We start from the raw sequence: 23,394 nt of genomic DNA on the forward strand, positions 1-23,394 counted from the left end.
AGGTGCATAGACTGACCCAATGCCAGACGCGGCGAGGAGCGAAGCGACCCGGGGTCGGGGGCGGATTCCCGATCGCGACATCGCCGCCATTCGTGAACGCGTCAACATCGAGGACGTCGTCGGTGACTACGTTCAGCTGCGCCGCGCAGGCGTCGACTCGCTCAAGGGGCTGTGCCCGTTCCACGACGAGAAGTCGCCGTCGTTCCACGTCCGGCCGAACCACAGTCACTTCCACTGCTTCGGCTGCGGCGAGGGCGGCGACGTCTACGCCTTCCTGCAGAAGATCGAGCACGTCACGTTCGTCGAGGCCGTCGAGCTGCTCGCCGACAAGGTTGGCTACACCGTCACCTACACCGGCGGCTCGACCACCAACGTCCAACGCGACCGCGGCAGCCGCAGCAGGCTGATCGCCGCCAACGCGGCCGCACAGGAGTTCTACGCCGAGGCGTTGCAGTCGGCGGAGGCCGCGCCGGCTCGCCAGTACCTGGTGGAGCGCAACTTCGACGCCGAGGCGGCCAGGCAGTTCGGCTGCGGGTTCGCGCCGTCGGGGTGGGACACGCTGACGAAGCACCTGTTGCGCAAGGGATTCGAGTTCAAGGAGCTCGAGGCGGCCGGGTTGTCCAGGGAGGGCCGCCGCGGGCCGATGGACCGCTTCCACCGTCGGCTGCTGTGGCCCATCCGGCCGTCGACGGGCGAGGTCATCGGCTTCGGTGCGCGTCGGCTGTTCGACGACGACACCATGGAGGCCAAGTACGTCAACACGCCGGAGACGGTGCTGTACAAGAAGTCGAACGTCCTGTTCGGCCTCGACCTGGCCAAGCGCGACATCGCCAAGGGTCACCAGGCGGTGGTCGTCGAGGGCTACACCGACGTGATGGCGATGCACCTGTCCGGCGTCACCACGGCCGTCGCGTCGTGCGGCACCGCGTTCGGCGACGAGCACTTGTCGATGCTGCGCCGACTCATGATGGACGACAAGTTCTTTCGCGGCGAGCTGATCTATGTGTTCGACGGCGACGCGGCGGGCCGCGCGGCCGCGGTGAAGGCGCTCGAGGGCGAGCAGAACCTGGCCGGCCAGTCGTTCGTCGCCGTCGCCGACGACGGCATGGACCCTTGCGACCTGCGGCTGAAGTCGGGGGAGGCGGCGCTGCGCGACCTCGTCGCCCGTCGAACTCCGTTGTTCGAGTTCGCGATTCGCACTGCGCTGGCCGAACACGACCTCGACAGCGCCGAGGGGAGGGTCGAGGGCCTGCGCCGCTGCGTGCCGATGGTCGCCAAGATCAAGGACCCGACGCTGCGCGACGAGTACGCTCGCCAGCTGGCCGGGTGGGTCGGCTGGGCCGACGTCGCCCAAGTCATCAGCCGGGTGCGCGAGACCGCCAAGCCAGGGGCCGCCGCGCCGCGGCGCGAGGGGCGTCGACCCGCCGCCGCCGAGGGACCCGTCGTGACGCGCCCCGACCCCCGCGATCCCACGCTGTGGCCGCAGCGTGAGGCGCTCAAGGCCGCGCTGCAGTATCCGGCGCTCGCAGGCCCGGTGTTCGACACGCTGCACGTCGACAGCTTCACTCACGCCGGGTACGCCGCGGTCCGGATGGCCATCACCGCCGCCGGGGGCATGTCGGCCGGGCTGTCCGGTGGCGACTGGATCGAGGCCGTCCGGGCGCAGGTGACGGCGCCCGAGGCCGCAGGCATGGTCAGCGAACTCGGAGTCGAGTCCATCAAGGTCGACGACGACGAGCGGCTACCGCGCTACGTCGGCGGGGTGCTGGCCCGACTACAGGAAGTGTCGGTCGGCCGCCAGATCGCCGAGATGAAGTCCAAGCTGCAACGGATGTCGCCGGTCGAGCAGAGTGACGACTACAACGCCTTGTTCGGCGACCTCATCGCCCTGGAGACGTACCGAAAGAGCCTGCTCCAGCAGGCCAGCGGCGACGACCTTACTGCGTAGCTGCGCCCGTCGCGCTATGGTGGGTGCGCTGTCCAACTGCACGTTCACGCATGGAGGGGCCCGTACATGACCATCCGAGCACACCGACTCGTCGCCGCAGGCGCGCTGACGATCGCCGCCGTGGCTGCTCCGATCGCGATTGCCTTGACGAGCGGCGGCGTCGCCGCGACCATCGCGGGACCCCCATGCCTGGCGACAGTCACTTCCAACGGCGGCGAACCCGTGTGCGTGAGCGTCTCCAACGGCAACGGCATCAACGTGGGCACGCCTGACTTCGGCATCTACGGACCCAACTCGGGCACGGTGCCCGGTGGCGGCATCGGAGTCACCACCGGCAACCTGCTGCCCGGCCAGACCTGGCGCTCGCCCTAGCGCCTGTCCGAGCGCGTTTCGGGCTGTAGCACCGAGGTCGTTGAGTCGATCGGCGTCAGCGTGACCATCGTCGGATCGGGGGACACCCGATCGGCCACCTTGCGGCGCCCCGCGTCGATGATCGCCTTGGTCTTCGGGCTTTCGGTGATCGCCTTGTAGGTGCCCGCGAGCTGCTCGTAGCGACGACGGCCCGCCTTGGCGCCCAAGACGTAACCCACGGCCAGGACGGCGGCGAATCGGATCACAGGACTCCTCCCTCGTGACGCTGCATCGTGTCCATCCTGCCTCACTCCACCGGTGCCGCGCTGCCGGGCAGACGTCGGTATCCGAATTCCAAGTCAGGCGGTTGGTGCGCTAGAGTCTCCTTCGGTTCCGCGGGCTCAGTCTGCGTGCCGACAGCCAATCCCCTGTAGCTCAATTGGCAGAGCTTCCGACTGTTAATCGGACGGTTCCTGGTTCGAGTCCAGGCGGGGGAGCCAGTTGAGAGCGCTTTCGGCTAGCCGTCGTTGCCGTCGGCTCCGTTCGAGGTGCTGCCGGAGCCTCCCGCGCCGCCGGGACTACCGGGGCCACCGTCGCCTCCGCCGCCTCCCGTGCCCGCGCTTCCGGTCGAGCTTCCTCCGCTGCCCCCGCCGCCGTAGCCGCCGGGAGTCCCGTTGCCGCCGCTACCGCCCCTGCCGCCCTTGCCAGGACCGGTGCTGCCAGTACCGGCGCCGCCATGGCCACCTGATCCTCCCGCGCCGGCCGTGGCGTCACCCCCGGCGCCGCCGTTGCCGCCGCCGGCGTCTGTGCCTGCGGAGTTGCCGCCAGCTCCGCCGTTGCCCGCGTTGCCGAAGCCGGTCGCATCCCCGCCGTCTCCGCCTGAACCGCCGGAGCTCAGATTGAGCTCACTCTGCGAGTTACCGCCCGCGCCGCCACCGCCACCTCCGGCACCGCCGTCGCCGCCGTTTCCGCCCGCACCGCCGGTGGAACCACCTTTGTAGCTGTCGCCGCCGCCGCCCGCCCCGCCCGTACCACCGGCCCCGCCGATGCCTGCGTCGCCGCCGTTGCCGCCGTTGCCGCCATTGGCGGAGGCGGTGTTCGCCGTTGCGGTACCGCCGGTGCCACCGGTCCCGCCGTTGCCGGCGAGTATGCCCGCGTTTCCGCCGACACCGCCGTTGCCACCCTTCGCGGTGCCACTCGCAATCTGATCCGCCGTGCCACCCGAGCCGCCTGCGCCGCCATTGCCGACCAGCATGCCGCCGCTGCCACCGTTGCCTCCGTCGCCGCCGGTGGCAGGGGTCGTGGCGTTGGCGTTGGCGTAGTAGCCGCTGCCGCCTGCGCCGCCGTTGCCGAACAGGCCCGCATTGCCGCCGTTACCGCCTGCCCCGCCGTTGATGGCGTCACCGCCGCGGCCGCCGTTGCCGAACAACAGTCCCCCGTTGCCACCGTTCTGGCCGACGCCGCCCATGGCGCCGTTGCCGATGAGTAGACCGCCGTTCTCACCCGGCTCGTCACCGTTGCTGACGAACACGGCGATGAAGGCCCCGATCATGCTGCCGAAGTCCGCCCCACTGGGGGCGACGAGGTTCGGGCTGATGTCGATCGTCGGCAATGACACCGACGCGCCACCCACCCGTTGGGCGACCGCGCGCTTCGGCGCGCTTCCCGTCTGCGTCGTTGTCAGCCGCGCATAAACCGTTGGTACAGAACCATTTTCCGCTACCTCAACTTGCGAATCGTGATGTATGGCAATGCCGCCGCCGGCCGCATGGGGCACGAACGCAACCGGCGCCGCGCCGCCTAAGCCCGGACCGCCGTGAGGGCTCGAGGCGACGGCGCGCGGGATACCGGCTGCCGCGTAGCGGGAGTTTGGCGTGCTCAGCGCCGCCGCAACGGTCGTGCGGTCGCCAGAGCGTTCCGTTGCCGCGGTGTGCGTCTCGCCGGCAGCGCTGGTGCCCGCAACGGCCAGCACGCCTGCGGCCACAGCCGCGGTGATTGTCGAGTACTGCATGGCATATTCACCTCTGTCATGGATGGGTTGACCAATCGGCCAAAGACCTTGAAATTGCAGGGTTTCGGGCTGCTGACCGGCTCAGTGTCCGGTCAGCAGCCCGGGGCGTGCGGCCACGAGACCGCACCCCCGTCGTCGCTTCAATAGCTGAACGTGGTGGCTCCGTCGCCGATCCAGCTCCACAGCTGAACGGTTCCGCCGACCTCGGCGCCCCGGATGAAGTTGCCGGAGTCGAGCTTCTTGGCCTGCACGCACAGCGGGCAGACCAGGTAGCGGCCTCCGGCCCGCTCGTAACGTTCCATGAGCTCGGCCAGCGGCGGGCAGCCCTCGCATGCGGTCGCGACGCCGACTTCCGGCACCGCGAGGCGCACCGCCTCCTTGGTCAGGAACATCATCGTCGGGCGTCCCGCCTCGGCGGCGCCGAGCGCCACCAGGAACGCCACGGTGACCTTCTCGGGATCCTCCAGACCGGTGGTGAGGCTGATGGCGGCCTTGTTTTCGCTGTTCATGTCGTCCTCCTGTTGGTTGTCGTTGTGACGAGGAAGACGTTATGAAGGTTGGGGGCCCGCGGAATCGGTGCCGACCGCCGTGTTTGGCGCTCGAGACGTGGCCGCGATGGCGGCTGGCACGCAGGTCAGTTACTGAGCAACCGGGCGACGGCCGCGGCGCGCGCCGACCTCCCGGTGAGGCCGAGCTTGGTGTAGATGCTGGTGAGGTGTCGCTCCACGGTGCGAACGGAGAGCGCCAATTCCTTGGCCACCTCCGCGTTGTCACGACCCTGCCCGACCAGCCGCAGTACGTCGAGCTCACGGCTGGTGAGGGTGCGCAGTGCCGCTGGCGTGCTGGGAGCCGAAAGCCCCTCGGCGGCAAGGAAACTCGCTACCTCCTCGACGAACACCGGCCATGCCGGCTCGTCGGCGAGGGTGATGTGGTTGTCGCTGTCCAACGTCACGAGCCGGGCCTGAGGGATCTGCGAGGCGAGCTCGCGAGCCTCCGCGAATTGGTTCATCCGGTCGCCTCTGGCGTGTATCACCATGGTGGGCAAGGTGACTTGGGACAGCAGGGAGCTCACGTCGGCATCGGCGCGCGCACCGCGCGACCGGATCGCGTTCTCCGTCGACGTCGCGCGGGCCTGCAGTGCGTCCAGCCAGCGGGCCTGCTCCTCGGAGGCGCCGGGGATCATGAGTTGGGTGAAGACGCGGCGGAAGGTGCTGTCCGGCCGCGCCCAACCCACCTTGATCAGCTGCTGGAAGGTCTGTTCGAGCTCCAACTGCTCGGGGTCGGGCGTCCTGGCGCCGTAGGTGCCGTACAGAAGGAGTCGGCTCACGCGATCCGGATGCCGGACGGCGTACGTGATGGCCACCGGTCCGCCCTGTGACATGCCGACCATCGCGCACCGGTCGAGCCCCGCGGCGTCGACGACGGCTTCGAGGTCCGCCACGTTGGCCTCCAGGCCGAACTCGGACACGTTCCAGTCCGACATCCCGAAGCCGCGCTCGTCGTAGCGGATCACGGTGGCCAACCGACCCAAGTCGAGCAGGAAGTGCCGCCACACCGGGCTCTCCCAGTCGAACTCGAGGTGGCTCAGCCAGCACGTCGTGAGCAGCAGCGGCGGCCCCGAGCCGTGGATCGCGTACGCGATCCTGGTGCCGTCCGAACTACGGCAGAACCGGACCTCCTGCGGAGGTGCTTCGGGCGGCATGGTCGAAGCCTAAATGGCTGGCTGTGAGTTCGCTGTGGTTGTGCGGGTTTGCTCGGCGTGCTCGGGCACGGCCACCCGTAAGCTCGTGTCATGCGACTTGTCAGCAGTCTCGCAGCCGTAGCCTCGATGGCCCTGATCGTCGCCGGTTGCGGATGGAGCCCGCCGAGCGCGCCGCCGACGAAGGCCGACACCTGCACGGCCGCAGAAGGACCCACCGCCGACACGGTGAACTACGAACTCGCCAAGCTCGGCGCTGGCTTGAAGGAAACGGCGCGCGGCCACACCACGAACTGCAGGCTGTACTGGGTTCAGATCAGTCCGACGGACACCGCGCCGGACCGCCCGCAGCAGGTGTTGTTCTTCGACCACAACTCGCCGATCGGCACGCCGACGCCCGAGCCACGGCCCTACGTCGCCGTGGTGTCGTCGAACGAGGACACCGTCACCGTCCAGTATCAGTGGGCGCAAGGCAGCGACGAGCCCTGCTGCCCAACCGGTATCGGCACCGCACGCTTTCAGGTCGGTGACAACCTGACGCTCAAGGCGCTCGACCCGATCCCTGGCCCCTGACCTCGCTCAGTCGGCGTCCTTTGATTCGTCTTCGTCGGCGTCGGGAATGTGCTCGGGGTGCAGCATCTCGGCGTAGCGCAGCTGCTCGGGCACTCCGAAGCCGTCGACCAGCAGCTCAGCGTGCGGCCGGAGCTTGCGGCACCTCTCGTTGATCGCGCGGGTGACTGCCTTGGCGCGCTCGGTCGACAGGAAGCGGTGCTCGACGAACCAGGCCTTGTCGCCCTCGATGACCGATAGCGCGTACAGGTCACACACCAGCCCGAGGATCTCGCGGGCCTTCGGGTCCTCGCACGTGTCGATGCCCGCGACGAACGCCTCCAGGATGACGCGGTCGATGTGGGCCTGCGCGGTGTGCAGCACGTGGTCCTGCACCGAGTTGAAGGCGTCGAACGGCGACATCTCCTTGGCCTTGCCCTGCAGCCGGCGCGCCACCGAGGACAGCATGTACTCCTCGCGGTCCTCGAACATCGCGACCTGAGTGCCGCGGTTGAACAGCGAGCCCTCCTCTTCGTTGTCCTGCCGGGTGTCGAGGATGGTCTGCATGATGGTTTGCGCCGCAGTGCGCTTCAGTACCCGTTCGCCAGCGAAGTTCGCCGCGAAGCGCACCCATTCCACCGGGCTCATGCCCTTGACGTCATCGGCGTAGGCGGTCAGCAGTTCCTTGGCCACCAACTGGGTGAGCACGTGGTTGTCGCCCTCGAACGTGGTGAACACGTCAGTGTCGGCCTTGAGCGCGATCAGCCTGTTCTCGGCGAGATACCCTGCGCCGCCGCAGGCTTCGCGGGCCTCTTGGATGGTGCGGGTGGCGTGCCAGGTTTGGGCGGCCTTCAGACCTGCTGCGCGCGACTCCAACTCGCGCTGCTCCTCGGCATCGGGGTCGTCCGACGTCTGCAGTTCATGGCATTTGGCCACCAGCTCGTTCTGGGCGAACTGCAGGGCATACGACTTGGCGATCAACGGGAAGAGCCGACGCTGATGCACGAGGTAGTCCATGATGAGCACTTCTTGGTCGTCGCCAGGTGCCTCGAACTGCCTGCGCTCCAACGCGTATCGCGTCGCGATGTCGAGCGCCACCCGCGCGGCCGCGCCAGCACTGCCGCCGACGGTCACCCGACCGCGGATGAGCGTGCCGAGCATCGTGAAGAACCGCCGCCCCGGGTTCTCGATCGGCGACGAGTACGTGCCGTCGGGGGCGACGTCGGCGTACTTGTTCAGCAGGTTCTCCCGCGGGACGCGGACGTTGTCGAACTGGATGCGGCCGTTGTCGACGCCGGGCAACCCGCCCTTGTAGTGGCAGTCGGACGTCGTGACGCCGGGCAGGTCGTTGCCCTCTTCGTCGCGCAGCGGAACGACGAGGCAGTGCACGCCGTGGCTGGTCGGCTTGCCGTCGACGTCGGTGATCAGTTGCGCGAACACTGCTGCCACCCTTGCCGTTTGGGCGGCACCGCCGATGTAATCCTTGCGTGACGTGCGGGTGGGGGAGTCGATGACGAACTCCTCCGTCGCGGGATCGTAGGTGGCCGTCGTCTCCAGGGCCTGGACGTCGCTGCCGTGGCCCGTCTCGGTCATCGCGAAGCAACCCAGTAGCTCGAGGTTGATGATCTTCTTCACGTAGGCCTGGTGATGACGCTCGGTGCCCAGGTTCTCGATGGCCCCGCCGAACAGCCCCCACTGCACGCCAGCCTTGACCATCAGCGACAGGTCCGACATCGCCAACATCTCGATGCGGGTGACGGCCGCGCCGACGTCGCCGTTGCCGCCGTGCTCCTTCTTGAACCCGTCCTCGGCCGCGCCCCTGGCAGCCATGATCTTCAGCTGCTCGGCGACCTTGGTCCGCGCGATGACGGTGTTGGGCGTGTAGTGCGGCCGGAAGATCTCACCGGCCAGTTCCTGGCGTACACCGTTCTTCACGTCGCGCCAGCGACCGTCGAGGGCGTTGCGTAGGTGATCCGCAGTGGTGGTCATAAGTCGACGGTAGCCAACAACGCGCAGCGGGAAACGTGATGTCGCAAACCCAGGCGATCCTGACTTCGCCGGCCAGGGACGGGAGGCGTTGAATCATCCGCATGACCGAGTCGGACCCCTCGTCGTCGACGGACGACCTGCCGCACCAGATCGATCACCAACACGCCGACGTGACGGGAGGCTGGCTGCGCGCGGCGACGTTCGGCGCCATGGACGGCCTGGTCAGCAACACCGCGCTCATCGCAGGCGTCGCCGCGAGCGCCAGCTCTCATGCCGTGCTGCTGGCGGGTGCCGCCGGTCTGCTGGCCGGGGCGTTCTCGATGGCGCTGGGCGAGTACACGTCCGTGACGACCGCCAACGAGCAGATCGAATCGGAGGTCCGCGTCGAGCGTCGGGCGTTCCGCAAGCACCCGCGGGCCGAGCGCGCCGAACTGGTAGCGATGTTGATGAACATGGGCATGACGCGGGAGACGGCCACCACGGCGACCGAAGAGGTTCACCGCGACGAGAACAAGGCGCTGAACTTCCACCTCGTCCAGGAGCTCGGGGTGGACCCAAGCGAACAGCCGTCGCCGTGGGTGGCGGCCGGATCGTCGTTCCTGATGTTCGCGATCGGCGCGATCATCCCGCTGATTCCCTATCTCGCGGGTTACCCGTCGCTCTGGGCGGGGCTGGTATGCGGCGGCATCGGATTGGCCGTGGCGGGCGCGGTGGCGGCCCGGTTCACGCGAAAGGCGCTGTGGCTGGGCGGGGTTCGACAGTTGGTGTTCGGTGCTATCGCGATCGGTGCGACGTACGCTGTCGGCACGCTCATCGGAACGACGGTGGCGTAGCGCATCAGGATCGACAGAAGGGCGGCCAGTAGATGACCAATCCAGCGGAGGCGGCCAAGGCGGTGGTCCGCCGCAACACCGAACAAGTCCAGGGCCAAGGCGATTTCGCGCTATTCGACGAACTGTTCGCCGACGACTTCGTCGACCACACCCCGCAGCCCGGCACGACGCCCGACAAGGCCGGCGTTCGCGTGCTCTACAACCGACTGCGCGACGCGTTCCCCGACTTCCGACCCGAGATCCATTGGCAGACCGTCGACGGCGACATCGTGACTACCTTCAAGACCTACCACGGCACCCAGCTCGGCGACTTCCTCGGCATCGCCCCTACCGGCAAGGCCATCCACTTCGAAACGGTCGACGCCATGCGAGTCCGCGACGCAAAGATCACCGACCACTGGGGAGTGGCCAACCTGTACTCCGTCTTGCAGCAGCTCGGGCAGCTACCCACCTGACCGCGTGGACTGCTCGCTGCGGCGTTCACCCTCGTGCCAGTTCGCGAGCAGCCGCAGCGCCGTTTCGTCGGCCGATCCGGGTTCGGTGGTGTAGACGATGAGGACCTGATCGGGGTCGCCAGATGGGTTCAGCGCCTGGTATTTGACGGTGAGTTCGCCGACCAGCGGATGGTGGTAGGCCTTGGTTCCCGTGGTCCGGCGCTCCACGTTGTGCTTGGACCACCAGGACCGAAACTCGACTGACCGGATGGACAACTCGCCCACCAGTGCCGACAGCTTCTCGTCGTCGGGGTAGCGGCCCGCATCCAGGCGCAGCATGGCGACGGTGTCAGCCGCTACCTCGTTCCAGTCGGCGTAGAGCTCACGGGCGTGCGGATCGAAGAACACGAACCGCGCCTGATTGCGCAGCGGGGCGGGAAGTTCACGGAACTCGGTGATGAGCGCGCCCGCCAATCGGTTGTGCGCCAACACGTCGAGCCGCCGGCCGAGTACGAACGCCGGCGACGACACCTGGTCGAACATCTCCAGCAGTCGCAGCGTCGCGGGATCCACCGATTGCGGCCGGGGCCGCCGTTTGCGTTGCGCCGCTTCCGGCTTGGCCAGCAGGTGCAGGTGTTGGCGTTCGGCATCGTTGAGTTGCAGAGCGGCGGCCAACGCGTCGAGCACGTCGGTGGACGCGCTGGGGCTGCGGCCCTGCTCCAGGCGTGTGTAGTAGTCGACGCTGACTCCGGCGAGCCTGGCCAGTTCCTCGCGCCGCAGCCCTGGCACACGGCGACGCGCGGACTGGCCGTCCAATCCCGCGTCCTGCGGCGTGAGTCGGGCGCGTCGGGCACTGAGGAATTCCGCCAGTTCGGAAGCCTTCCGGTCGCTCATGCCAATCAGTCTGCCGTGCCGCGGCCCCGCCGTCGGTGCTTAGGGTGGCCCATCTTGTCCCCCGATAGGTCGGGCCAGCCTGACCCGGAAATGAGGCCGTTCGGAGATGTTGTGTCGGTGGTACTCATCAACCACTCTCGAAAGGGACGAAGCACATGTCCACAGTCATCACCACGACCCCGCTGGCGGGGCGCGTCGCCGTCGTCACCGGGGCCTCCAGCGGTATCGGCGAGGCTACCGCGTTCCGGTTGGCCACCCTGGGCGCCAAGGTCGCCGTCGCGGCGCGCCGCGCGGACAACCTCGAAGCCCTGGCGGCTCGCATCACCGCCGCCGGTGGCACCGCGCTCGTGCTGCCCCTCGACGTCACCGACCGGTCGGCCGTCAACGCGGCAGCCCAGCAGGTCGCGGATCGGCTTGGCCCGGTCGATCTGGTCTTCAACAATGCCGGTGTTCAACTGATCTCACCGATCGACGACCTGAGGGTCGACGATTGGCAGCAGCAGATCGACCTCAACATCACCGGCGTCATGAACGTCATCGGTGCGTTTGTCCCGAAGCTCATCGACTCGGCCGCGCAGGGCAATCCCGCCGACCTCATCACCACCTCCTCGATCGCGGCCACCCGGGTGCTGGAGAAGTTCTCGGTGTACTCGGCGACCAAGGCCTACATCAGCCAGCTGACCAGGCTGCTGCGCGTCGAACTCGGCCGAAAGATGGTGCGCGTGTCGACGATCGAACCTGGGATGGTGGATACCGAACTACCGCTTCACGTCACCGACCCCGACGCCATGCGGCTGATGGCGGACCTCATCAACGACATCGACGTGCTCACTGCCGCCGACGTAGCCGAGACCGTCGCCTTCATCGCGTCGGTGCCCCGCCACGTCAACCTCACCGAAATCACCATCCTGCCCACCCAGCAAGCCGTCTAGCGAAAGGCAACACCACCATGAGCAAGAACCCGAAGACGGTGCTGATCACCGGCGCCAGCAGTGGAATCGGCGAAGCCACCGCACTGCGGCTCGCCGAGGACGGCCACCGGCTGTTCCTCGGCGCCCGCCGCACCGAACGGCTCGAGGCCTTGGTCGAGCGAATCCAGGCTGGCGGCGGGACCGCGTCGTTTCGTCGGCTAGACGTCACCGACGCCGCCGACGTCCAACGATTCGTCGCCGACGCCACCGAGACCTATGGCGGAGTCGACGTGATGATCAACAACGCCGGTGTCATGCCGCTGTCCGCCCTTGCGGAGAACAAGGTCGACGAATGGAACCAGATGATCGACGTGAACATCCGTGGCGTGCTTCACGGGATCAGCGCCGTCCTTCCGGTGATGCGGGCCCAAGGTGGCGGACACATCGTCAACGTGGCCTCCATCGGCGCCCACGAGGTGGTACCGACCGGGGCCGTGTACTGCGCCACCAAGTTCGCGGTCTGGGCCATTTCGGAGGGGCTGCGCAAGGAACACTCCGGCGACATCCGGGTCAGCGTCATCTCGCCGGGGGTGACGGAATCCGAACTCGCCGACTCGATCTCAGATGCGCAGGCCCGCGACGCCATGCGCGAATACCGGGCCCTTGCGATTCCCGCGTCGGCGATCGCCGACGCCATCGCGTTCGCCATCGGGCAACCCCCCGAAGTGGACGTCAACGAGATCATCGTGCGGCCCGCCGCCAGCACGCAGTAGTCGCCATTGCCTAAGGTTGCGGCGTGGGCCTCTACCGAGTGAGCGGATGGTTCGTCAATCACGAGTATCGCTACTCGGGGATGGCGGAACTCGTCGTCGAGCGCGACGTCGCACCCACCGCGGCGGAGGCCGAACCGATGTTGTGGCCGCTGGCTGACGCTCAACTCAGGCAGGCGTACCCGGAAACCCAGGGCGATTCGCTGCTGCGCAATGAGTTCACCAGCGTGGACGTGCGGGCGCAACCGTGAGCTGGGATGCCATCGCACTCGTCCTCGGACTGATCGTCGTCATCGGGCTCGCCGCGCTCATCAGCCCGCTGGCGCAACAGCCCGATCCGGCGATGGCGTGGGAGGCCAGGACGGCCGTCGGATTCACTGCGCTGTCGTTCGTCGGACCGTTCTGGCTTGCGCAGGGCATCGTCACGTTCGTGGCGTCGTCCGCCGACGGCGGCATCAGGCCGGCGTGGCTGTGGGTGTGGTTCGCGGCGGCTCCCTTGGTGGGCGCGTCACCACCTGCCGCCGCGTTGGCAAGAGCACTTCGACGGGCACTGCCGCGAAGTTCCGGGCCCACGCATTCGAGTCGCGGGGCGGCGGCCGTGCAACAGGAGGCGAACTTCGCCTGGGCCGCAACGGTTGCCGAGCCCGGCTGGGAGTTGCGCCGTACCCCACCGCTTCCCGTCTCATGGCCGCCGAATGTCGGAGGGCCCGCGGTGTGGCTGTGCTACGCCGAACGGACGGACACGCCGCACACGTTCGAGGTCGCCGCACCGTGGGCGCGGATCACACTGGCGCTCGGCGACACGGCCTGGCCCGTCGTCGAACGGCTGTCTGAGGCGGTGGAGTCGCTGGGAGTGCAAGCGGTGCAGCCACTCTCGTCAGTGGGAGGCGCAACGGCGCGGGGGTCACTCCTGGACGCGGTGTACCAGGGCGATCCCAAAGCCAGGCTCGCAATGGCGTTGCAGGACTGGCGCACTCGTAATGGTCTGGTCGCCGCGCACTCGGCTATGAAAGGGCACCTGCCACCCGGCTGAGCTCAGCGTGCAGGAATCGGCGCTGCAGCAGACTGTTTGAGGCCGGACGACAGCACGAGCGCCGACAGGACGGCGGCGATCAACAGCAGCGCCGGGACGTCGCCCACCAGGTGTCCCATCTGGTGGGTGCCGCCGAAGGACTGCACCGCCATGATTGCGGCGTGTACGACGCTGGACCACACGGTGAACCAGATCAGGCTCAGATTGGCCCGTGGGTTTCGTGCCGCGTTGAGCAGGAAGACGCCCAGCGTCGCGTACAGGCCGACGATCATCATGAAGTAATCGGATTGGTGGGGTGCGCCGGAATGCCATGCCCACCCAGACGGCCAGACCACGGCCAGGGGATAGAGCAGGAGAGCAAGCGCGCCAAAGACCGCGAGCGCGAGCTGAAGAAGTTTGTAAGCGGATGGCATTGCGCCCTCCCGAGTGAGTTCCGTTGCGACAGTCTAGATACGTAGGCACTCGTCCCAAAGGTTCAAATGCAGCACAGTTGAGCTGTCTCAGCGGTGTTGTTGCGCGTCCTCGAGCATGTCGCGCATGACGCGGACGGCGTCGGCGAGCGCTTGACGGTCCGCGGCGTCGAGGCGCTCGAGGTACGGGTCGATGACGGCGGCTCGATCAGCGCGGACCTGGGCCAGCGCCGCGGTGCCCGCTTCCGTGATGCTGATCAGGACTGCCCTGGCGTCGGCGGGATCGCTGGCCCGCGAGACCAGGCCCGCGTCCTCGAGTCGGCGCACCTGGGTGGTCATGGTCGGCTGGGAACAATGGTCGAGGGCGGCGAGGTCGGAGATCCTTGCGGTGCCTTGATCGTCGATGGTCGACAGCAGCCGGGCCTGCGCGAATGGGAGTTGCATCCGCACGCGCTGCGTCGCCAGTCGGTTGATTCGGGCGACCACGGACAGGAGTTCCGCGGCGAGCGCGGTCTCGGTCGTGGATGACGGAGGCATGTGCCAAGGTTACATAGAATTCCTATGTAGAACAAAGGCGACGCTCCGTGGCTGCCGTCACAGCTGAGCGGCCCTCCAATGGGCGGCTGGCAGAATCGGGAGATGGCACCGGTCGAGTCGAACGCGCTTCGACGCACTGGGCCGCTTCAGCCCACCGAACTCGCGCACGCCGCCGTGATGGCGGCACTCTGTGCGGCGATCGCCGTCATCGCCGTCGCCGTCCCGTTCGCCGCGGGCATCTCGCTGCTGGGGACCGTGCCGATGGGTCTGCTCGCGTACCGCAACCGGCTTCGCGTCGTCGTGGCGGCCACCATCGCCGGCGGCGTCATCGCCTTCCTCGTCGCGGGTATGGGCGGCTTCATGACGGTGGTCGACTGTGCCTACATCGGCGGGTTGACGGGCATCCTGAAGCGCCGCGGCCGGGGCGCGCCGACGGCATTCGTCGCGGCGCTCGTCGCGGGCACGGTCTTCGGCGTGTTCGGCGTAGCGGCCCTGTTGCTCTTCTCGCGGCTGCGCACGCTGATCTTCGAGACCATCACCGCCAACGCCGAGGGTGTCGCCACCGTGCTCGGCTTCGTCCCGGCCTTCGAGCGGGTCGGGCAGATGCTGCGCGACGGCACGGCGACGATGCTGCAGTACTGGCCGCTGCTCATCGTCGGGACGTCGATATGGAGCATCACGTTCGTCACCATGGTCGGATGGTGGGCGCTGTCCCGCGTGCTGGCCAGGTTGTCCGGCGTGCCCGATGTGCACAAGCTCGACTTCGTCGACGACGCCCGGCCCGTCGCGCCGGTGCCCGCGGCGTTCCGCGACGTGCGCTTCCGCTATCCGAGAGCCCGCCACGACGCGGTCGGGCCGGTGACGTTGACCGTCGAACGCGGTGAGCACGTCGCGATCACGGGCGCCAACGGTTCGGGCAAGACGACGTTGATGCTGCTGCTGGCTGGCCGCGAGCCAACGGCGGGCACGTTGGAGCGGCCCGGCGCCGTCGGCCTTGGCCGGTTCGGTGGTACCGCCGTGGTGATGCAGCACCCCGAGAGCCAGGTGCTGGGCACCCGCGTCGTCGACGACGTCGTGTGGGGGCTTCTGCCTGGCGTGACCGTCGACGTGGACCGGCTGCTCGGCGAGGTCGGGTTGGACGGGCTCGGCGAACGCGACACCGGCGGGCTGTCCGGCGGTGAGTTGCAGCGCCTGGCCGTGGCCGCCGCGCTGGCGCGTGAACCTGCGCTGCTGATCGCCGACGAGGTCACCAGCATGGTCGACCAGAAGGGCCGCGACGGACTCGTCGGCGTCCTGTCGGGGCTGACCAAGCACCACGACATGTCGCTGGTCCACATCACCCACTACAACGACGAGGCCGACTCCGCCGACCGCACCGTCAACCTCACCGGCAACCTGGACAACGTCGAAATGGTCACCACCACGCCCGCGCCCTCGGCCACGGCGGCTCCCGTCCACCATGCGGGCGAACCGATGCTCGAGCTCCGCGGCGTCAGCCACGAGTACTCCCGCGGAACCCCATGGGCGTCAACGGCGTTGCGCGACATCGACTTCGTCGTCCACGAAGGCGACGGCCTTCTGATCCACGGGTTGAACGGTTCGGGGAAGTCGACGCTCGCGTGGATCATGGCCGGGCTGCTCGCGCCGACGGCTGGAAGCTGCCTGCTTGACGGCGAGCCCGTGTCGGATCAGGTTGGCGCCATTGCGATTTCGTTCCAGGCCGCACGGCTGCAACTGATGCGCGGCCGCGTTGACCTCGAAATCGCCTCGGCCGCAGGCTTCGACTACCACAACCACCGCCGCGTCGAACACGCGCTCGCCACGGTCGGACTCGATCCAGCGCTGGGGTTGCGCCGCATCGACCAACTCAGCGGCGGTCAGATGCGCCGCGTCGTGCTGGCGGGGCTGCTGGCCCGCTCGCCGCGCGCCATCATCCTCGACGAACCGCTGGCCGGGCTGGACGTCGCCAGTCGCCGCGGCCTGCTGACCCTGCTGGAGGACCTGCGCCGCAACACCGGCCTGACGGTCATCGTCATCTCGCACGACTTCTCTGGACTGCAGGAGCTGTGCCCGCGCACGCTGCACCTGCACGACGGCGCGCTGACCCCGGTGCCGACCATCGCGGGCGGTGCGTCGTGACGTCGCCGAACCGGCAGCGCAGGCCGGTGGTGCTGTTGCGGCCGGTGCCCGGTCACTCCGCCGTGCACGGGCTGTGGGCGGGAACCAAGCTGATGGTCGTCGCCGGAATCGGCTTGCTGTTGACCTTCTATCCGGGCTGGATTCCGATCGGACTGGTCGCGGCGCTGGTGCTGGGGACCGCGTGGCTGGCCCGAGTGCCGTGGGGTGCGCTGCCGTCGGTGCCCTACTGGGTGTGGATCCTCGTGTTCCTCGGCGGGGTGACGACTGTGTTCGCCGGCGGGGCCCCGTATCTCACCCTCGGAGGTGTCACGGTCGGTTTCGGCCAGCTACTGAACTACCTGCGCATCACGTGTCTTGCGATCGTGCTGCTCGGGCTGGGCGCGCTGGTGTCCTGGACCACCAACGTCGCCGACGTGGCTCCCGCGGTGTCGAAGCTGGGGCGGCCGCTGAAGGCGCTGCGGATTCCGATCGACGACTGGGCCGTCAGCCTCGCGCTCGCGCTGCGGGCCTTTCCCATGTTGATCGACGAATTCCGCGTCCTGTTCGCCGCGCGCAGGCTGCGGCCGAGGGATCCGGCGAGCACCCGCCAGGAACGCCGGCACCGCTGGGGCGCCGAGCTCATCGACCTGCTCTCCGCAGCCATCACCGTGGCGCTGCGGCGGGCCGACGAGATGGGCGACGCGATCACCGCACGCGGTGGGGCGGGGCAGCTGTCCGCGCTGCCGTCGCGCCCGAAATGGGCTGACGCCGTTGCTCTTGCGATCGTGCTGGCGATCTGCGCGCTGTCGCTCTACGTGGAGCTCGGCACGTCGCTGGCCACCAGCGCCTAAGGCTGAGCGGCGGAGTTCGCGGCGGTCTGGGCGGCGGCCACACTGTCCGCAACGTCGCGGCGGCCAAGGAACATCTCGTCGAAGTACGGCTTGAACGCCTGGTAGCCCGCCGCGAAACCCGGGCCGCCAGGGGCCGCGATGCGTGGGCCGTCGAGCACCCGGAAGAACGGCCGCACGTCGACGCCCCGGTTCGCCCAGTAGGCGAAGTAGCCGGGCTGCGCCGCCGTGACGGCCGGGATGGCCGCGCCGTTGGCGCCGAGGTAGGTGTTGCCGCGTGCGCTGCCCATCCAGGCCAGCACCTCACGCACCGCGTCGGGATGGCGCGTCGCCGAATTACCCGCAGCGGCAATGCCATTGGTGACGCTGACCCGGCCCGTCGGCCCGGTGGGCAGCATCGTGACTCCCCACCGGAAGGTGGCCTGATCGGCGATGGCGGCCAGGTTGTAGGTGCCGGACTGGAACAACGCCATTCGGCCCTGCAGGAACTGGTTGCGGGAGAAGTCTCCGTTGTCGTTGGTGTCCGAGGCGGGCGGGGCGACGTGGTCGACGTTGATGAGGTCGACGAGGTACTGGAACGCCTGGGTGGCGGCGGCATTGCCGAACGCGAACCGGTCGCCGTCCTGGAAGACGCCGCCGGCCGAGCCCACGTAGTTCAGGTAGATGCCCTGCAGGTCGTTGGCGGCGTTGTAGCCCCACTGCCGGACGCGGGTGGGGTCGAATTGCGGTGTGTCGGCGTGGTTTCCGTTCGCGTCGACGGTGAGCCGCGACAGCAGCGGCCGCAGCGTGTCCTCGCCGCCTGGCGACCAGCGCAACCCCAAGAGCTCGGCAAGGTTCACCCCGGCCTCGTCGAGCAGGTCGGCGTTGAAGTAGACGGCGATGCCCGCGTCGGTGAGTTGCGGTACGCCCCACAGCTTCCCGCCGCGGCTGAACTGCTTGACCACGGTCCGTTCCCATTCCCGCGCCGCGGCTGGCCCGAGCGTCTTGCCGATGTCGAGCAGCCTGCCGTTGTCGGCGTATCCCGCGAAGTAGGCGTTGGACAACCAGAACACGTCGTCGGCGCCGCCACCGGCGACGTCGGTGCGCAGCGTGTCGAAGTACGACTTGTAGGCGACGACGTTGACGCGCACCTCGATGTCGGGATGCTCGCGGGTGAACTCCTCGAACGATGCGCGGTACGCCGCGGCCACCTGCTCGTCCCACAACCGCACGGTCACCACGGTGCGCCCGCCCGGTTCGGCCGATCGACCCAGCAGCATCGCCGCCACCAGCAGCACCGCGAACGTGGCCGCCAGGCCTGCGAAGAACAGCGTCGAGGACCTCGGTGGCTTCACGACCGCCCCCGACCCTTCGCCGAGACTGCGCACAGATCGCGAATTTCGCACAGATCGCGATCTGTCAGCAGTCTCGACGGGGGAGCGGGCTTCACTTGAGCCCCGTCACGACGATCGAGCGCACGATGTGGCGGCCAAACGCGACGAACAGCACGATCAGCGGGACGATCGCGACCGTCGTCGCCGCCATCACCAACGGCCACTGGGCGTCGTAGCGCGACTGCAGGCCCGCGGTCGCCACGGTCAACACCCGCCAGGTGTCCCCGCTGGTGATGACCAGCGGCCACATGAAGTTGTTCCACTGCGAGACGACGGTGATCAGCGCCAGCGTCACGAGAATCGGACGGCTCGCCGGGAGCACCACGTGCCAGATGACGTCCAGCGTGTTGGCGCCGTCGACGCGCGCGGCCCTGATGAGGTCGCCCGGAATGGTGCGGAAGTACTCCCTCAGCAGGAAGATCGCATACGGCGAGCCGAACACGAAGGGCAACACCAACGCCCAGAACGTGTTCCGCAGCCCCGCCTCCGCCATCATCAGGTACAGCGGCACCACCATCACCGTCGCGGGCACCATCAGCGTGGCGACGTACACCCAGAACAGCGCGTCGCGGCCGGGAAACTCCAGCCGCGCAAACGCATAGCCGGCCAGCACCGAGAACGTCAGCTGGCCCAGCACGATCACCGCGGTCATCAACGCCGTCACCACCAGTGCCCGGCCGAATCCCGCGTCGGCGAGCCCGAAGTAGTTCGCAAGGGTCGGCGGGGTGGGCAGCGACAACGGCGCCTCGGTGTTGAACTGCTCCGCCGAGGTGAACGACGTCAGCAGGCCCAACCCGAACGGCACCAGCGTGATCACCGCGGCGGCGAGCAGCAGCGGGTAGATCACGACGCCCGAGGCGACCCGGCTAAGTGAGGTCATAGCTGATCCGCCGCCGGAAGTAGAGCTGCTGGGCGAGCGTGACGCCGACGAGCAGGGCGAACAGGACGACGGCCATCACGGCGGCCCGCCCGACGGCTGCGGCACCGAAGGCCTCGGCGTAGATGCGGTGGGCCACCAGGTCGGTCCGGCCCGCGGGGCCACCACCGGTGAGCGCGTATACGGTGTCGAAAACCTGTGCCGCACTGACGATTCCGGTCACCAGAACGAAGAATAGGGTTGGCCGCAGTATTGGAAGCGTGATGCGGCGAAACCGTTGCCACGCGTTGGCCCCGTCGGTGCGGGCGGCGTCGTGGATCTCGCGGGGGATCGCGAGGATGCCGGCCAGGAAGAACAGCGTCACGTAGCCGACGTTGGTCCAGATCGTCACGGCCGAGACGACGGGCAGCGCGAGTTGCGGATCGGTGAGCCATTCGATGCGGTGACCCAGCACGGTGCTGACCGCGCCGTCGGTGGGGGCGAGGATCCAGCGCCACAGCACGGCGATCGCCAGTGGTGAGCAGATCCACGGCAGCACGTACAGCGTGCGGAAGAGCCCGCTGCCGGGAAGGTCGCGCGCCAGCATCGCGGCGGCGAACAGGCCGAGCACCGTCTGCACGGGCACCACCAAGGCGATGAACACCGCCGTCACCACGAGCGACAATCCGAACGACGAATCACTGAGCACCGATTGCCAATTGGACAGTCCGACGTACTCCATCGGGCTCAGCAGGTCCCACCGGTGCAGGCTCAGCCACAGCACGACAAGCATGGGCAGCAGCAAGAAAACAACCACGCCGAACAGGCTCGGCGCCAGCAGGGCATACGCGGTCGCGGTCCTACCCAACCGGCGCAGCCACACGTAGTCATTAAAGGTCATGCGCCCCCGCCGGGGTCGACCGCACTACGGTGGGACCCGTGACAGCGCGCCGAAGAGTGGATGCCGATTTCCTAGCGCTGCCGCGGCACGAGCTTGCCGACGCTGCGGTGTCGGCTGCGCTCGCCGCAGGCGCGAGCCATGCCGATCTGCGGGTACACCGCATCACCACCGAGCTCGTGCAGCTACGGGACCGGGAGTTGGAGACGTCGGTGCTCACGCGCGAGGTCGGGCTGGCGGTGCGGGTCATCGTCGATGGCACCTGGGGCTTCGCCTCGGCCGCGGAACTCGACGTCGTGGTGGCCGCCGAGACCGCACGACGCGCCGTGCGGGTTGCGACGACGCTGGCGCCGCTGAACGCCGAACGCATCGAACTGGCGCCCGAGCCGGTGTACAGCGACGTCACGTGGACCTCGGAGTACGAGCTCGATCCATTCGACGTCGCCGCCGCGGACAAAATCGGCGTGCTCGACGAGTACTCGGGCCGGTTGCTGGCCAGCGACGGCGTCGACCACGTGTCGGCTGCCCTGCACGCGGTCAAGGAGCAGATGTTCTACGCGGACTCGCTCGGCTCGTCGATCACGCAGCAGCGAGTCCGGGTGCTGCCCACGTTGGAGGCCATCGCCGTCGACGCGTCGGTGGGCACGTTCGACTCGATGCGGACCTTGGCTGCGCCGACTGCGCGCGGCTGGGAGGCCGTCGCCGGTGACGGCGTGTTCGACTGGACGACGGAACTGGCGCAGCTACCCGCCCTGCTGGCCGAGAAGGTCAAGGCGCCCAGCGTGGTGGCCGGCCCGACGGATCTGGTCATCGATCCGACGAACCTGTGGCTGACCATTCACGAATCCATCGGGCACGCCACCGAATACGACCGGGCGATCGGCTACGAAGCGGCGTATGCGGGCACGTCATTCGCGACGCCGGACAAGCTCGGCACGATGCGCTACGGGTCGCCGGTGATGAACGTGACGGCTGACCGGACCGTCGAGTTCGGCTTGGCCACGGTCGGTTTCGACGACGAGGGGGTGCGCGCGCAGAGTTGGGACCTGGTGCGCGACGGGCTCTTCGTCGGCTATCAACTCGACCGGGTGTTCGCGCCGCGGCTCGGGGTGGCGCGGTCCAACGGCTGCTCGTATGCGGATTCGCCGCATCACGTGCCGATCCAGCGGATGGCCAACGTGTCGCTGCAGCCCGGGCCCGAGGACCTGAGCACCGACGACCTGATCGCCCGAGTGCAGGACGGCATCTACGTCATCGGCGACAAGTCGTGGTCGATCGACATGCAGCGCTACAACTTTCAATTCACCGGCCAGCGGTTCTTCCGGATTCGCGACGGCCGGCTGGACGGTCAAGTCCGCGACGTCGCCTACCAGGCGACGACGACGGACTTCTGGGGCGCGCTGGAAGCCGTTGGCGGACCGTCGACGTGGCGACTCGGCGGCGCCTTCAACTGCGGCAAGGCGCAGCCCGGCCAGGTGGCACCGGTGAGCCACGGCTGCCCGTCGGCGCTGTTCCGCGGCATCAACGTGCTCAACACCCGCGAGGAGTCCGGCCGATGATCGGCGCACCCGAGGTCATCGAGCTCGTGCTCGCCGAGGCTGCCCGGTTGGGTGGAGCCGACGAGACCATCGTATTGGTGACGGACCGGTCGACGGCATCGCTGCGCTGGGCCGGGAACTCGATGACCACCAACGGGGAGTCGGTGAGCCGGGACACCACGGTGATCTCGATCGTGCGGCGCGGCGACGCCGCCTTCGTGGGCTCGGTGAAGTCCAGTGAGGTGGACCCCGCGTCGATCGGCGCGTTGGTGGCGGCGTCGCAACAGGCCGCCAACGCGGCGCCCGAGGCGCGCGACGGTGCCCCCGCCCTGTCCGGCGCGGGGCTGCCCGCCGATTGGGAAGCCCCGGTCGCCGCGACGAGTTGCGACGTCTTCGCTGGTGTCGCAAAGGGTTTGGCGTGCCGCTTCAAGGGCACCGACCGGCTGTATGGCTACGCCCGCCACGAGTTGGAGACCACGTTCCTCGCGACGTCGACCGGGGTGCGGCGGCGCTACACGCAGCCGACCGGTTCGGTGGAGGTCAACGCCAAGCGCGCCGACGCCAGCGCCTGGGCGGGGGTGAGCACGGCCGACTTCGTCGACGTACCAATTGAATCCATGCTCGACGACCTGGACCTGCGGCTGGGCTGGGCGGCCAACGTCGTCGACTTGCCTGCCGGGCGGTACGAGACGTTGATGCCGCCGTCGACGGTGGCGGACATGATGATCTACCTGACGTGGACGATGGACGGCCGCGGCGCTCAGGAGGGCCGTACGGCGTTGTCGGGGCCCGGCGGCACGCGGGTGGGGGAGCGGCTGACCGACCTGGGTGTGACGCTGTTCTCCGACCCGGCCGCACCCGGGCTGGAGTGTGCGCCGTTCGTGGCGACGACGAACTCATCGGAGCGAATGTCGGTGTTCGACAACGGAATGGACATCGACCGTGTCGACTGGTTGCGCGACGGCACGATCAACGCGCTGGCCTACCCGCGCGCCTCGGCGGCGGAGTTCGGTGCGCCCGTCGCGGTGGGGGCCGACAACCTGCTGATGACGGGCGGCACGGCGAGCCTGGCGGACATGATCGCGGCCACCGAGCGCGGACTGCTGCTGACGACGCTGTGGTACATCCGCGAGGTCGACCCGACCGTGCTGCTGCTGACGGGGCTGACCCGCGACGGCGTGTACCTGGTCGAGGACGGCGAAGTGAAGGGTGCGGTAAACAACTTCCGGTTCAACGAGAGCCCGCTGGACCTGCTGCGTCGTGCTACCGAGGTCGGCGTCACCGAAGTGACGCTGCCCCGCGAGTGGGGCGACTGGGCGACGCGGGCGGCGATGCCGTCGCTGCGGATTCCCGACTTCCACATGTCGTCGGTGAGCCAAGCGCAATAATCGCGA

General features: G+C 68.4%; 23 protein-coding genes, 1 tRNA gene and 1 pseudogene. 14 read left to right on the plus strand and 11 right to left on the minus strand.

Translation table 11 applies throughout. The features are described from left to right. Positions 1–19: 19 nt before the first annotated feature. Positions 20–1,948: a DNA primase gene (gene dnaG / locus SLQ33_RS00605; protein WP_319451846.1), complete on the plus strand. Its 1,929-nt coding sequence runs from the start codon at positions 20–22 to the stop codon at positions 1,946–1,948. Between the two features lie 66 nt (positions 1,949–2,014). Beyond that, entirely contained in the window at positions 2,015–2,320 is a 306-nt protein-coding gene (locus tag SLQ33_RS00610) for a hypothetical protein (protein WP_319451847.1), read from the plus strand. Here SLQ33_RS00610 and SLQ33_RS00615 read toward each other — a convergent pair. Continuing rightward, positions 2,317–2,565 carry a hypothetical protein gene (locus tag SLQ33_RS00615; protein ID WP_319451848.1) on the minus strand — a complete coding sequence of 83 codons (249 nt, stop codon included), beginning with the start codon at positions 2,563–2,565 and terminating at the stop codon, positions 2,317–2,319. The two genes, SLQ33_RS00610 and SLQ33_RS00615, sit on opposite strands and share 4 nt — an antisense overlap. A 158-nt stretch (positions 2,566–2,723) precedes the next feature. On the opposite strand from SLQ33_RS00615, the gene SLQ33_RS00620 reads away from it, so the two are divergent. Next, positions 2,724–2,799 (plus strand) — tRNA-Asn (locus tag SLQ33_RS00620). A 20-nt stretch (positions 2,800–2,819) separates the two neighbouring features. Here SLQ33_RS00620 and SLQ33_RS00625 read toward each other — a convergent pair. From SLQ33_RS00625 to SLQ33_RS00635, 3 genes and pseudogenes are all read right to left on the minus strand, one after another. Beyond that, a pseudogene (locus SLQ33_RS00625) lies at positions 2,820–3,851 on the minus strand (PGRS repeat-containing protein); the annotation flags it as partial. Between the two features lie 599 nt (positions 3,852–4,450). Beyond that, the gene (locus SLQ33_RS00630; RefSeq protein WP_319451850.1) at positions 4,451–4,819 is read right to left on the minus strand and encodes a DsrE family protein; all 369 of its coding nucleotides are present in this window, start codon (positions 4,817–4,819) and stop codon (positions 4,451–4,453) included. A 125-nt stretch (positions 4,820–4,944) separates the two neighbouring features. Then, positions 4,945–6,012 carry an alpha/beta fold hydrolase gene (locus SLQ33_RS00635; protein ID WP_319451851.1) on the minus strand — a complete coding sequence of 356 codons (1,068 nt, stop codon included), beginning with the start codon at positions 6,010–6,012 and terminating at the stop codon, positions 4,945–4,947. 90 nt (positions 6,013–6,102) lie between these two features. On the opposite strand from SLQ33_RS00635, the gene SLQ33_RS00640 reads away from it, so the two are divergent. Next, positions 6,103–6,582 carry an LppP/LprE family lipoprotein gene (locus SLQ33_RS00640; RefSeq protein ID WP_319451852.1) on the plus strand — a complete coding sequence of 160 codons (480 nt, stop codon included), beginning with the start codon at positions 6,103–6,105 and terminating at the stop codon, positions 6,580–6,582. A 6-nt stretch (positions 6,583–6,588) separates the two neighbouring features. Here the strand turns inward: SLQ33_RS00640 and SLQ33_RS00645 are convergent, their stop codons facing one another. Then, complete coding sequence (locus tag SLQ33_RS00645) at positions 6,589–8,547, minus strand: acyl-CoA dehydrogenase (protein WP_319451853.1); 1,959 nt, start codon at positions 8,545–8,547, stop codon at positions 6,589–6,591. 101 nt (positions 8,548–8,648) lie between these two features. Between SLQ33_RS00645 and SLQ33_RS00650 the strand changes: the two genes are divergently transcribed. Both SLQ33_RS00650 and SLQ33_RS00655 read left to right on the plus strand, forming a co-directional pair. Then, a complete protein-coding gene (locus tag SLQ33_RS00650) occupies positions 8,649–9,380 on the plus strand; it encodes a VIT1/CCC1 transporter family protein (protein ID WP_319451854.1) in 732 nt (243 codons plus the stop codon). Between the two features lie 32 nt (positions 9,381–9,412). Further along, positions 9,413–9,835, plus strand: coding sequence for an ester cyclase (locus tag SLQ33_RS00655; protein ID WP_319451855.1), 423 nt, complete (start codon positions 9,413–9,415; stop codon positions 9,833–9,835). Here SLQ33_RS00655 and SLQ33_RS00660 read toward each other — a convergent pair. Beyond that, positions 9,824–10,708, minus strand: a complete 885-nt coding sequence (locus SLQ33_RS00660) for a helix-turn-helix transcriptional regulator (RefSeq protein ID WP_319451856.1) — start codon at positions 10,706–10,708, stop codon at positions 9,824–9,826. The two genes, SLQ33_RS00655 and SLQ33_RS00660, sit on opposite strands and share 12 nt — an antisense overlap. Positions 10,709–10,863: 155 nt before the next feature. On the opposite strand from SLQ33_RS00660, the gene SLQ33_RS00665 reads away from it, so the two are divergent. Genes SLQ33_RS00665 through SLQ33_RS00680 form a run of 4 tightly spaced genes read left to right on the plus strand, consistent with a single transcriptional unit; the run spans position 10,864 to position 13,422 of the window. Then, a complete protein-coding gene (locus tag SLQ33_RS00665; RefSeq protein ID WP_319451857.1) occupies positions 10,864–11,640 on the plus strand; it encodes an SDR family oxidoreductase in 777 nt (258 codons plus the stop codon). A 17-nt stretch (positions 11,641–11,657) separates the two neighbouring features. Beyond that, the gene (locus tag SLQ33_RS00670) at positions 11,658–12,392 is read left to right on the plus strand and encodes an SDR family oxidoreductase (protein ID WP_319451858.1); all 735 of its coding nucleotides are present in this window, start codon (positions 11,658–11,660) and stop codon (positions 12,390–12,392) included. Positions 12,393–12,415: 23 nt separating this feature from the next. After that, a complete protein-coding gene (locus tag SLQ33_RS00675; RefSeq protein WP_319451859.1) occupies positions 12,416–12,640 on the plus strand; it encodes a hypothetical protein in 225 nt (74 codons plus the stop codon). Further along, the gene (locus tag SLQ33_RS00680) at positions 12,637–13,422 is read left to right on the plus strand and encodes a hypothetical protein (RefSeq protein WP_319451860.1); all 786 of its coding nucleotides are present in this window, start codon (positions 12,637–12,639) and stop codon (positions 13,420–13,422) included. The genes SLQ33_RS00675 and SLQ33_RS00680 overlap by 4 nt, the downstream gene beginning before the upstream one ends. A gap of 2 nt (positions 13,423–13,424) precedes the next feature. On the opposite strand, the gene SLQ33_RS00685 is transcribed toward SLQ33_RS00680, so the two are convergent. Then, a complete protein-coding gene (locus SLQ33_RS00685) occupies positions 13,425–13,835 on the minus strand; it encodes a DUF6632 domain-containing protein (RefSeq protein ID WP_319451861.1) in 411 nt (136 codons plus the stop codon). Positions 13,836–13,922: 87 nt separating this feature from the next. Next, positions 13,923–14,369 (minus strand): MarR family winged helix-turn-helix transcriptional regulator, encoded by a 447-nt coding sequence (locus SLQ33_RS00690; protein WP_319451862.1) that lies wholly within the window; start codon positions 14,367–14,369, stop codon positions 13,923–13,925. A 102-nt stretch (positions 14,370–14,471) separates the two neighbouring features. Between SLQ33_RS00690 and SLQ33_RS00695 the strand changes: the two genes are divergently transcribed. Together SLQ33_RS00695 and SLQ33_RS00700 are read left to right on the plus strand one after the other, a co-directional pair. After that, positions 14,472–16,508, plus strand: coding sequence for an ATP-binding cassette domain-containing protein (locus tag SLQ33_RS00695; RefSeq protein WP_319451863.1), 2,037 nt, complete (start codon positions 14,472–14,474; stop codon positions 16,506–16,508). Then, on the plus strand, positions 16,505–17,338 hold the full coding sequence (locus SLQ33_RS00700) for an energy-coupling factor transporter transmembrane protein EcfT (RefSeq protein WP_319451864.1): 834 nt from the start codon (positions 16,505–16,507) through the stop codon (positions 17,336–17,338). Before SLQ33_RS00695 ends, SLQ33_RS00700 begins: the two co-directional genes overlap by 4 nt. Here SLQ33_RS00700 and SLQ33_RS00705 read toward each other — a convergent pair. The 3 genes from SLQ33_RS00705 to SLQ33_RS00715 form a co-directional block, all read right to left on the minus strand. Further along, positions 17,335–18,669: an ABC transporter substrate-binding protein gene (locus SLQ33_RS00705; protein ID WP_413467540.1), complete on the minus strand. Its 1,335-nt coding sequence runs from the start codon at positions 18,667–18,669 to the stop codon at positions 17,335–17,337. The two genes, SLQ33_RS00700 and SLQ33_RS00705, sit on opposite strands and share 4 nt — an antisense overlap. Before the next feature lie 91 nt (positions 18,670–18,760). Further along, positions 18,761–19,588, minus strand: coding sequence for a carbohydrate ABC transporter permease (locus tag SLQ33_RS00710; protein WP_319451865.1), 828 nt, complete (start codon positions 19,586–19,588; stop codon positions 18,761–18,763). Then, positions 19,575–20,465 carry a sugar ABC transporter permease gene (locus tag SLQ33_RS00715; protein WP_319451866.1) on the minus strand — a complete coding sequence of 297 codons (891 nt, stop codon included), beginning with the start codon at positions 20,463–20,465 and terminating at the stop codon, positions 19,575–19,577. The genes SLQ33_RS00710 and SLQ33_RS00715 overlap by 14 nt, the downstream gene beginning before the upstream one ends. Positions 20,466–20,503: 38 nt before the next feature. Between SLQ33_RS00715 and SLQ33_RS00720 the strand changes: the two genes are divergently transcribed. Together SLQ33_RS00720 and SLQ33_RS00725 are read left to right on the plus strand one after the other, a co-directional pair. Further along, positions 20,504–22,021 carry a TldD/PmbA family protein gene (locus tag SLQ33_RS00720; RefSeq protein WP_319451867.1) on the plus strand — a complete coding sequence of 506 codons (1,518 nt, stop codon included), beginning with the start codon at positions 20,504–20,506 and terminating at the stop codon, positions 22,019–22,021. Further along, positions 22,018–23,388, plus strand: coding sequence for a TldD/PmbA family protein (locus tag SLQ33_RS00725; RefSeq protein ID WP_319451868.1), 1,371 nt, complete (start codon positions 22,018–22,020; stop codon positions 23,386–23,388). Before SLQ33_RS00720 ends, SLQ33_RS00725 begins: the two co-directional genes overlap by 4 nt. Positions 23,389–23,394: the final 6 nt, after the last annotated feature.

The organism is Mycobacterium sp. RTGN6, from assembly GCF_033804605.1.
Lineage (GTDB): Bacteria > Actinomycetota > Actinomycetes > Mycobacteriales > Mycobacteriaceae > Mycobacterium.